The organism is Pseudodesulfovibrio sp., assembly GCF_028692895.1.
Lineage (GTDB): Bacteria > Desulfobacterota > Desulfovibrionia > Desulfovibrionales > Desulfovibrionaceae > Pseudodesulfovibrio.
This window is the reverse complement of the sequence record NZ_JAQUWN010000012.1, coordinates 59,326-69,076: the sequence shown is the minus strand read 5'-3', so window position 1 is coordinate 69,076 and position 9,751 is coordinate 59,326. Positions and strand designations below refer to the sequence as shown.

Here is a 9,751-nt window from a genome sequence, read left to right as displayed (position 1 = left end):
GTTGTCGTCGTCCGGCTTGTTGACGGGCCGCTTTTCAGCGGATAATTATTATCTATATTTATCGCTGTAGGTGAGACATGGATTCAGAGAAACGGCTGGAATATCTTTCGCGCGTCATCAGGGAACGCGGCAACCGGCTTACCCCCCAGAGGCTGGCGATCCTGCGCGCTTTGGTGGACAACGACGGCCACCCGTCGGCCGAGGACATCCACAAGGAAATACTGAGGGATTTTCCTACGACCAGTCTGGCCACAGTGTATAAGACCATCACTCTGCTTAAGGATATCGGGGAAATCCTGGAGCTGGGCTTCGGCGACGACGGCAGCCGGTTCGACGGCCGCAAGCCGTACCCCCATCCCCACCTGATCTGCACCCAATGCGGGCAGATCCTGGATTCCGAGGTTGATAATCTGGACAAACTCATTGACAGCCTCGCGTTCCCCAACCAATTCTCCGTTAAGACCCACCGTTTCGACATCTTCGGTCTCTGTTCGGACTGCGCTCAAAAGTAACCCGGAAGGCGCGCCTTCGGTGTTGACAGGAATTGAAACTTATGGATAATGATTATCCATAAGAAAAGTTTTGCTGAACGAGCCGCTTCCTTGGGGGGCGGCAGAGGGAAGCCAAGTCAATTCATCAACGGATGATCCATATCCCGACAGGAGGTAGTCTCATGAGTGATGGAAGCAAGTGCCCAGTGACGGGTAGAACCGGCAAGCAGGTGGCGGGCGGCGGCACGTCCAACCGGGATTGGTGGCCCAACCGGCTCAACCTGCATATCCTGCATCAGCATTCCGCCAAATCCAACCCTCTGGGCGCGGACTTCGACTACGCCGAGGCGTTCAGGTCGCTCGACCTGGACGCAGTGCGCAAGGACCTGTTCGCCTTGATGACCGACTCCCAGGAGTGGTGGCCCGCCGACTGGGGCCACTATGGCCCGCTGTTCATCCGCATGGCCTGGCACAGTGCCGGCACCTACCGCATGGGCGACGGCCGGGGCGGCGCCGGTTCCGGCAGCCAGCGGCTGGCCCCGCTCAACAGTTGGCCGGACAACGTCAACCTCGACAAGGCGCGGCGGTTGCTCTGGCCCATCAAGCAGAAATACGGGCGCAACATCTCATGGGCCGACCTGCTGGTCCTGGCCGGGACCTGCGCCATCGAGTCCATGGGGCTGAAGCCCTTCGGCTTTGCCGGCGGACGCGAGGACGTCTGGGAGCCGGAGGAAGACATTTACTGGGGGTCCGAGGACACATGGCTGGGCGATGCCCGCTACAAGGGCGAGCGCGAGCTGGACAACCCCCTGGCGGCCGTGCAGATGGGCCTCATCTACGTCAACCCCGAAGGCCCGAACGGCACCCCCGATCCCCTGGCCTCGGGCAAAGACGTGCGCGAAACCTTTGCCCGCATGGCCATGAACGACGAGGAGACCGTGGCCCTGGTGGCGGGCGGCCACACCTTCGGCAAATGCCATGGCGCGGGCGACGCGGCCCATGTCGGCCCGGAACCCGAGGCGGCCGGGCTTGAAGAACAGGGGCTGGGCTGGAAGAGCGGCTTCGGCTCGGGCAAGGCTGGCGACACCATCGGTTCGGGCATCGAGGGCGCGTGGAAGCCCAACCCCACCACGTGGGACATGGGCTACCTCAAAGTCCTGTTCAAGTACGAGTGGGAGCTGGTCAAGAGCCCTGCCGGCGCGCACCAGTGGCTGGCCAAGGACGTGGACGAAGAGGACATGGTGGAGGACGCCCACAATCCCAATCGGAAGCTGCGGCCCATGATGACCACTGCCGACCTGTCGCTGCGCTTCGACCCCATCTATGAACCCATTGCCCGCGATTATCTGGCCAACCCGGAAAAGCTGGCCGACGCCTTTGCCCGCGCCTGGTTCAAGCTGACCCACCGCGACATGGGCCCCAAGTCCCGTTACCTGGGCAAGATGGTCCCGGCCGAGGACCTCATCTGGCAGGACCCGGTTCCTCCGGTCCATCACGACCTCGTGAACGACAAGGACGTCGCCGACCTCAAGGCCAAACTCCTGGCTTGCGGCCTGACCGTGTCCGAACTGGTCAAGACCGCCTGGGCGTCGGCCTTCACCTTCCGCGGGTCCGACATGCGCGGCGGGGCCAACGGCGCGCGCATCCGGCTCGCTCCCCAGAAGGACTGGCAGGCCAACGAACCCGAGAAGCTGGCCAAGGCCCTGGCCACGCTGGAAGCGCTCCGCGCCGATTTCAACAAGGCGCAACCAGGCAACAAGCGCATCTCCCTGGCCGACCTCGTCGTGCTGGGCGGATGCGCGGCCGTGGAAAAGGCGGCCAGGGACGCGGGAGTGGCCGTGACCGTGCCCTTTGCTCCCGGCCGTACCGACGCCACGGATGAGCAGACCGACGCGGAATCCTTCTCCGTCCTCGAACCTCTGGCCGACGGCTTCCGGAACTTCCTCAAGCAGCGGTTTTCGGTCCGGCCCGAAGAGATCCTGGTGGACAAGGCCCAGCTTTTGACCCTGACCGCGCCTGAAATGACCGTCCTGGTGGGCGGCCTGCGCGTGCTGGGGGCCAACCACGGCGGGGCGAAGCACGGCGTGTTCACCGACCGGGTGGGGGTGCTGTCCAACGACTTCTTCGTCAACCTGCTCGACATGGGCACGGAGTGGAAAGTGACCAGCAAGGAGGACGGCCTGTTCGAAGGTGTTGATCGCAAGACCGGCAAGCCCCGGTGGACCGCCACCCGCATCGATCTGGTCTTCGGTTCCGACTCCCAGCTCAGGGCCGTGGCCGAAGTCTATGGCTGCGCGGACTCCAAAGAGAAGTTCGTCGCCGACTTTGTGGCGGCCTGGGACAAGGTCATGAACCTGGATCGGTTCGACCTGCGCTGAATCGGCGCCTGATTGAAGGCATCAAGGCCCGCTTCGAAAGGAGCGGGCCTTTTACGTACGGAAGGGAGGGGAGTGACCGCCGCCTATCCCCTTCGGGGAAACCAAGGCGCTGCCCTGAAAACGCCCGATTCTCCGTGGCTCGTCCGGAGTCGTCCGTCGCCGCAGTGATGAAGAAGGATTTCCCCGAATACGAGCATTGGGGATATGCGGTGCGGCTTGGCGGCAAGACGAACGAAGCGCGATGGGAGTCGAACGAATGATCTCCTGTCGTTTAAAATGGTTGGAGTCTGCCAATAAGGCTGAGCGTGAGCGGCGCCTCGAAGAAATTGATGGGTTGGTGTGGCGCTTATACGAACGCCTGAAGTTCAACCAAAAGAAATTTGAGGGCATTCGGGGCCTTTGGAGCGGCAAATAGCGGCCAGGACTGCACCTGCTGCCAGTATTTATAAGAAGACCGGGGACTCCCGGTCTTTCTTCTTTGTGCCCCAGATGGGACAATGTATTGTTAGGATGGTGACCAGTAACGGGTTAATCTGAATGAAATTCTGTCAACGTTTCTGTTTTGTTTTAACATGCTGTAAAATAAGCTCATTTCAGATGTTGACCCTTGAGGCCTGGCACAATGATAAGACGCCTTGCTCTGTAATGCCTTTCAGCGAATGTGATGAACGCCAGAAGGAGGGGGGGGCGAGAGGTCGTTGTCGCGGCTCCGTTTTTTCCCTTTGAAAGGGTGCCCTGTGCAGTATGATGCGGCCCGGCCTCTGTCAAACCCTGTATAATCAGGCTGCTATGCCTTGGATGCGGCTCCTCTTGCCGAGGTTGGGGAACAAAGCCGTCATCTGTCCCCCGGAGCCAAGAAGGCAGGACAGGGTCACCTCGCGGGACATGCCGAAACCGAGCGGATTGCCGATCAGTTCGATGTGGGCGTTGTCCAAGTCGTAATGGCACGCAAGGTCGTATCCGGCGCGACGGCATCCGGCGGTGCGGATGTCCCGGTCCAGCCAGGATTTCAGCTTGCCGAACGTGTCGCCTTCGGCGGCCCAGGTGATGCGGATGCCGGTCAGTCGGCGGGAGGCGCTGAAGCGCAGCAAGAGCTTTCTGATTCCAGCATTGCCATGCATTGGGTTGCTGACCGCGAGTGTCGTGCCTGAATCGTCTGCGCTTTCTTCCATGTCGCCCCGGAGCAGGGCGAGCGAGCGGCGGGCGGAGCCGTAGGGAATCACCATCCGGTCGGCGGACATGGCGTCCGTGGCGTTGCAATTGAGCGGCCCGAAAGCGGTCTTGAGCAGCAGGCTCCAGATTCTGTCGGTGAGGTGCGGATTCATGTCTTTCTCCTGTGAATGCGGTTCGGTTTTCTGCATTCACAGTCGGGCGGGGGGAAAAAAGGTGACGAGAGAAGGACCGCAAACGTGCGGCCCTTCCGTGCCGGCGCGAGCCTCCCTAATTTTTCGTCGCCGCTGCATCATGATGACGCAGGGCCATGATGACGACCCCGATGTAGGACAGGCCGGCGATGATGCCGCCGTAGCCGGGGAGGGTCGCGCCAGCCGTCATGCCGAGCGCCTTGGTGGCGAGTCCCCCGAACATGCCCGCCATCAGTTCCGCCTGCCGTATGCCGGACCAGACCGTGAGCGGCGTCAGGATGGCCCCGGCCATGCCCAGGCCCGTCCCCAGGAGCTTGAACGGGAGCCGGGTCGTGGCGCAGGATATCCCGATGATGCCCAGGGGGAGGAAATAGAGCAGCTTGGTCAGGTTGCCCATATGTTCCACCCCGACGAAGCTCACGTCGTTGGAAGCCATGGGAAGAAAGGCTGCGATGAAGGCGACGATGCCGAGGGACAGGGTGATCTTGTTGACGTTCATTGCGTTCTCCTTGTGGATGGTTTGCGTATCTACCGCCACAGTCGGACGCGGCAGGGGAAAGTGACGAAAAAGGCGCTCTGTCGAGCGCCTTTCACGTTTGTGTCGTCTGCCGTGTGGCGACATGCAAGGAGTCGCGGAGTTGAGCGTGTCATGGCGAGGCGACGTCTGAGGCGACGGTCGTCGACAGCCCTCTTCAGGGGGGCGCGAGATGGCTCACGATATCCCCCCGGAGATCGCGAGCCGTCCCGGACCATGCCGGACGGCTGCGCGAAATCGCCCATGGCCGGTGGGATTGCGCCTGGCGGACTAATTGCGCTGGTATTCGCCACTACGATAGAATTGCACGATGATCCCGCCTTGGGGGAGACTGGTGATGATGCAGATGACCCCTCCTTCGTTGGCGGCCCATGTCGTCCCTCCCTGGATGGCTTGATATTTCCAGGCGGAATATTTCTGCATGTACTGAGCGGGGGACATCGGGCTTTGAATGGTCGCCGTGGAGAATGTGGTCACTTTCTTGCCGGTGTCGATGAAGGTGACGCTCTGGAAGACAGTGTCGCCGGGAGAGCCGTATGTGCAGGTTATGTTGAATCCGCGCTCGGTCCAACTGATGTTGTAGCGACTGTCGTCCGCCTTGAAAAAATCGCTGAATTCTTTTTTGATGGCTATGTCGCAATGCGTGAAACCGGCATTGTGCGCGGCTTGAATGACGCCCATGTACCCATATGAGTTGCTGGCGAACAGCGTGAGAAGAAAAATGAAAGTCAGTCCTGTTTTTTTCATTGCATGCCCTTTTGTGGTTCTTTAGGTTCGTTTCCCATTAATCATTCAAGATAGTCACTCTTTTGAGTGTCCACCCTTGTCATATATTATTTTACAGCCGTCATGCTGGGATATCCTCATGCGGCATGTTCGTATGATGGCGATGCCGTTTCCTCCGATCCTTTCATAGGACACCAGGCTCTTATCCTCGTGTCTGGATTTTTTTTGCAACTCGTCAAAATACTTCCAGCCGGTACTCCAGGTGGCCCTTGTCGTGTAATAAATGAAGTAGCCCTTTCCATTCTTCATCTTCGCTTCCACGACTTCGGGTTTGCTTACCATGATCTCTTGCCGACGAGCCGTTTTCTGGTTTTCCAGCACAATCAGTTGCTCAAGGTATATGCGAGCTGCAGCGGCATTCAGGGGGGCGCAGGCCTCGAATTCTCCAAGGGTCCAATTCCCTACCGCCATGTTTATTTTATCGGCATCGGTCAATTCCTCGGCAGGGGGGTTGTTCGCCGCTTCCTGTTGACGACGCCTGAGTCCCTCTTCGGCCCGAGCTCGTTCCGCCTTTTCTTTCGCCTCTTTTTCCAGTCGCTTTTGGGCCTCGGCTGCCTCTATGGCGTTGCGTTTCTGTTCTTCCTTGTCTGCGAATGCCTGCAACTGTGGGAATGCTCCCGCTTCGTTGCAGACGTCGATTACTTCTTCCGGGTCGCCGTTGCAAAATGAGACTCCAACTCCGGCAGTCCCCAGGAGCATTGTCTGCAAGGGAAGCATAAACACGGACACTACTGCCGATTTGCCTGCATCGAGGTTGAAAAAGGCGCTATTGCACGGATGATAGACGTCTTTGTCCACGATGCCGGGTACGCACTCCGCGACGACTTCCGTCTCACCTTTTCTCACAAAGACTTTTTTGTAGCTTTCGTAGACAGGAGAAGCCATTTTCAGAGACCTGCTAAAAGCAATCAGCTCTTGATTCTCCAAGACGCCGCTTGGCCTGTCGGTGAATATCCCCTTAACGTTCCATGACGTGTCGTTTTCAAGCAGAACGTAGTATGCGGGGTGGAATCCGAGATTTTGGCTAGTGCTGAACGTCACGGCAAAATCATTTTTTTCCATGATGCCAGATTGTGCGTTTTGCTTGCTTGCGTTGCAGCCTGTAAGCAGCGCAAATAGCAGCGCCAGTAATATGATCCGCATGTCGTCAAACTCCATTATCTTTGTTGAAGGCTTGTGCCAGCGAGGATCTCGTCGATCTTCATTTCATTGCACTCCCGCAGCTTGCCGGACAAATGATCTGCAAGCTTCTTCGAGCCTTGCTTGTTCAGGGCGTCGAACCCGCGCAGGATTTGTTTTGTCCGTTCGTTCACCTGGCTTTTTCCAAGCAGGCTGCAGCCCAAGGCCAGGAGCATCTTGCCTCGCCCCTCTGTGAGGCCCACAAGATAGGGATTGACATCATGTTCTTTGAACATGGAGTTTGCGAAAGTGTAGTAGATGCCGCAATCCATGCAGATATTTCCCAGTCCGTTTTTATCCCCCGCGAAGGCGGGACTGCTCAGCAAGAGCGTTAGCAGGGCGGCGAGAATGGGTATTTTCATGAGTATTTCCCCTTGCGTTGAGTGGTTATGCGACTTCAATCAGTGAGTCGGAGAAGAAATGGGAAAGGTGACTGCTTCTGAATGCGGAAACGCCGCCCCGGCATGTCCCACCCCTGCAACCGCGTCGTTCGGGATTCGGCCGGGAACGGCATTCAGGCCTTTTACCAAGGATATCCGCCGAAGCCTGCGAACATCCCAAGGAACATGAACCAGACCGATGCGACGGCAAAGAGCCAAACGCAATTGACGAAGGCGGCAACCCACGGCACCCAGCCATGGACGCCTCCCATTTGCTGTAACGCGAACTTCTTGTCTTTGACCTTTGCGATGGCTTTGAAATCTTCCTTCATCTTTCGATAATAGAGCCAGTTGCCGGAAACGCCTCCTGCAATGGCGCCGAGGAGCCAGGTCTGGGGGATGATCGTTACGATAAAGGCGATTGCCGCCCACAGGTACATCTTCCGATACAGAAACCACCACGCCGGGACGAAGAAGGCGGGCCAGTGCCATGTGGCCGAAAAGCGTCCGCCCAGTTTCTCGAACCTGGTGAACGGGCCGGTGTACTTGTGCTCGTTCCTCATGACGTAGAGCGAAAGCTTTTTGTCGAAGTTTCTGTCCATGGTCGTTTGAGTTTTTTAAAGTTGGAAATGGATGACAACGAGCTGCGCCGTGGTCTCATCAATGGCGTCATGCAGGGCCTTGTCCAATTCGGATTCGCTCAACGCTTTTTCGGAAGCCACCAGGATGATGGTCTCATTCCCCTCCGATCTCACAATGCGCATCCGTTTTTCCCCATCCGGGAAGATGTGGATTCCCTCATCCAGCCTGTCCGAGAAAAGCGGTTCCAACCTGCCGGCGGAGTCCTGGTGGTAAAGGTAAACATATGCCGATTTTTCCAGCATGAACCGGATTTGGATGGCATCGCCCTCTCCCGGCGGCGTGTCTCCGGGCTTGCGGACATCCGGCTCGCTCTCCGCCCCGCCGCGGACCGTCAGGCCGTCATGGTGGACCAGCATCTCCGCAGTCACGCCTATGGGCCTCGGCCGTCCGTCCTTGTCCGTCTGCGTGGCGAAGTAGACGCCGGCCATGAGCACCAACGCCACCGCGCCGGACACGGCGGGGATGCGGAACCAGGAAACGAGGCGGTCGATGATGCCGGGGACGTCCGCTGCCGAACGGCGGGCGCGCGCCATGTGCTGCCGCCTGGCCAGTTCGTCCGCCGCCCGCATGACGGAGGCGTGGAACCGGGCTTCCGATTTGAGGAGGTCCATGAGCGCGGTGTCGGATTGGATCGTGGTCAGGACCGGAACGAGCGTTTCGGCGTCGTCCCTGGGGGCCGTCCTGCCCCAGAGTTCGTCCCAGGCCTGGATGATGCGCTCCAGGCTGTCGCTGTCGAACTGCACGCATTCGGTCAGCCACGGGAACAGGAAATGGTTCTCTTGCGGAATCTGGCCGAGCAGCGCCCGGCGAAATTCGTTGCAGGGGATCAGACGGCCGAAGGGAAGGTCCCCGACGTCGTCGGACAGCGAGTAGACGTCTTTCATTGCGGCGTCCCGGGCCTGATCCGTGGCGTCGATGAGGCGGTCGGCGGCTTCGCACGCGTAGCCGCCGAGATTGAACGCCGCCAGCAGGGGAGCGATGATTTCCGAATCCTCGCCGCCGAGGCCGAGGGTGAGGTCGCCGGCAAAGGCGTCTCGGGCCCTCGCCAGCATGTTCGCCAGCGGCTCGAAATCCGCTGCTTCCGGCAGCGGCGGAACATCGCCGGAGGCGTTGAGCAGGCACTCCCTGCCGTATTCCAGGAAACGGCGCAACGCGGAAGAGAAGGCCTGTTCCTTCATGAGGGCGTTTTCCGCCCTATGCATGTTCAAGGAGGTTGTCATTCATCTCTCCGTCTTCCGGTTCCAAGGCAGCGTTCGGCCGATGAGTCGGGCCGCTCCGAAGAAAGGTGACGCTTTCGTCAAAAATCTTCCCTGCCGATCCGTTCCCGAATCCATTCCCTGCACCGCTTGATCTTCTGGTTCAGCGAGTTGGATTTCATGCCCATGTCGCTCGCCATTTCCTTTTGCGTCCGGCCCTGGCGGAAATACTCGTGCAGGGAGAGGAACAGCCTTGCGCAATTCTCCTTGGCGCCGCCGGACATCTCCTTGAGAATGGCGATCAGGCCGTCCAAGGGTTCTTCTTCCCGTTCCTCCACGGCGGCGCGGTTGTCGGCCCCGGCGTCATACGACACGAGCGTGATGTCGTAGTTTCGGCGCAGGAGGTCCGTGACCTTGTTTCGATAGATGCTCTTGACCCACGAAACGAGCTTGGCCTCTCGGCGGCCTTCGTATTGGGGGAAATTCCGGATGGCGCCCGCCACGGCGTCGGCGACGACGTCCTCGCGGACCTGGGAGTCGAAGCGGGGATACTTGCGGGCGATGTCGGCTTCAATGCCGCGGACAGCCTTTCCGAAGGCTTCGGTCAGGCCGCTGGGAGCGATGGGGCAGTCTTTGCAGCCGGAGCTGCGAGTCAGGCAATCAATGCAGAAATGGGCCACAGGTCGAATCCGGTATCTATGCGAGCTTCAACAATGGAGGTCGAGTCTCAGGTTGCAATCGTGCGCCGATGTCACTTCCGGCCGAACGTCACGACTCCTCCGGTGAGCGTCGCGGAAGAA

Annotated in this window: 10 protein-coding genes; 2 read left to right on the top strand and 8 right to left on the bottom strand. The window is 59.3% G+C overall.

Going from position 1 to position 9,751, the window contains the following annotated elements; genetic code table 11:
- Window positions 1-77: 77 nt before the first annotated feature.
- Together PHP91_RS04915 and katG are read left to right on the top strand one after the other, a co-directional pair.
- On the top strand, window positions 78-512 hold the full coding sequence (locus PHP91_RS04915; RefSeq protein WP_300137710.1) for a transcriptional repressor: 435 nt from the start codon (window positions 78-80) through the stop codon (window positions 510-512).
- 185 nt (window positions 513-697) lie between these two features.
- On the top strand, window positions 698-2,869 hold the full coding sequence (gene katG / locus PHP91_RS04910; protein WP_300137707.1) for a catalase/peroxidase HPI: 2,172 nt from the start codon (window positions 698-700) through the stop codon (window positions 2,867-2,869).
- A gap of 779 nt (window positions 2,870-3,648) precedes the next feature.
- Here katG and PHP91_RS04905 read toward each other — a convergent pair.
- The 8 genes from PHP91_RS04905 to PHP91_RS04870 form a co-directional block, all read right to left on the bottom strand.
- Window positions 3,649-4,194, bottom strand: a complete 546-nt coding sequence (locus tag PHP91_RS04905) for a hypothetical protein (protein WP_300137704.1) — start codon at window positions 4,192-4,194, stop codon at window positions 3,649-3,651.
- A gap of 115 nt (window positions 4,195-4,309) precedes the next feature.
- A complete protein-coding gene (locus PHP91_RS04900; RefSeq protein WP_300137701.1) occupies window positions 4,310-4,732 on the bottom strand; it encodes a hypothetical protein in 423 nt (140 codons plus the stop codon).
- Between the two features lie 306 nt (window positions 4,733-5,038).
- Window positions 5,039-5,515: a hypothetical protein gene (locus PHP91_RS04895; protein WP_300137698.1), complete on the bottom strand. Its 477-nt coding sequence runs from the start codon at window positions 5,513-5,515 to the stop codon at window positions 5,039-5,041.
- Window positions 5,516-5,569: 54 nt separating this feature from the next.
- Window positions 5,570-6,697: a cell envelope integrity protein TolA gene (locus PHP91_RS04890; RefSeq protein ID WP_300137695.1), complete on the bottom strand. Its 1,128-nt coding sequence runs from the start codon at window positions 6,695-6,697 to the stop codon at window positions 5,570-5,572.
- Between the two features lie 14 nt (window positions 6,698-6,711).
- Complete coding sequence (locus tag PHP91_RS04885; RefSeq protein WP_300137692.1) at window positions 6,712-7,095, bottom strand: hypothetical protein; 384 nt, start codon at window positions 7,093-7,095, stop codon at window positions 6,712-6,714.
- 161 nt (window positions 7,096-7,256) lie between these two features.
- Window positions 7,257-7,715, bottom strand: coding sequence for a DUF2628 domain-containing protein (locus tag PHP91_RS04880; protein ID WP_300137689.1), 459 nt, complete (start codon window positions 7,713-7,715; stop codon window positions 7,257-7,259).
- A gap of 15 nt (window positions 7,716-7,730) precedes the next feature.
- Window positions 7,731-8,933: a DUF4384 domain-containing protein gene (locus PHP91_RS04875; RefSeq protein WP_300137686.1), complete on the bottom strand. Its 1,203-nt coding sequence runs from the start codon at window positions 8,931-8,933 to the stop codon at window positions 7,731-7,733.
- Window positions 8,934-9,052: 119 nt separating this feature from the next.
- A complete protein-coding gene (locus PHP91_RS04870) occupies window positions 9,053-9,631 on the bottom strand; it encodes a type III-E CRISPR-associated RpoE-like sigma factor (RefSeq protein ID WP_300137683.1) in 579 nt (192 codons plus the stop codon).
- Window positions 9,632-9,751 lie beyond the last annotated feature (120 nt).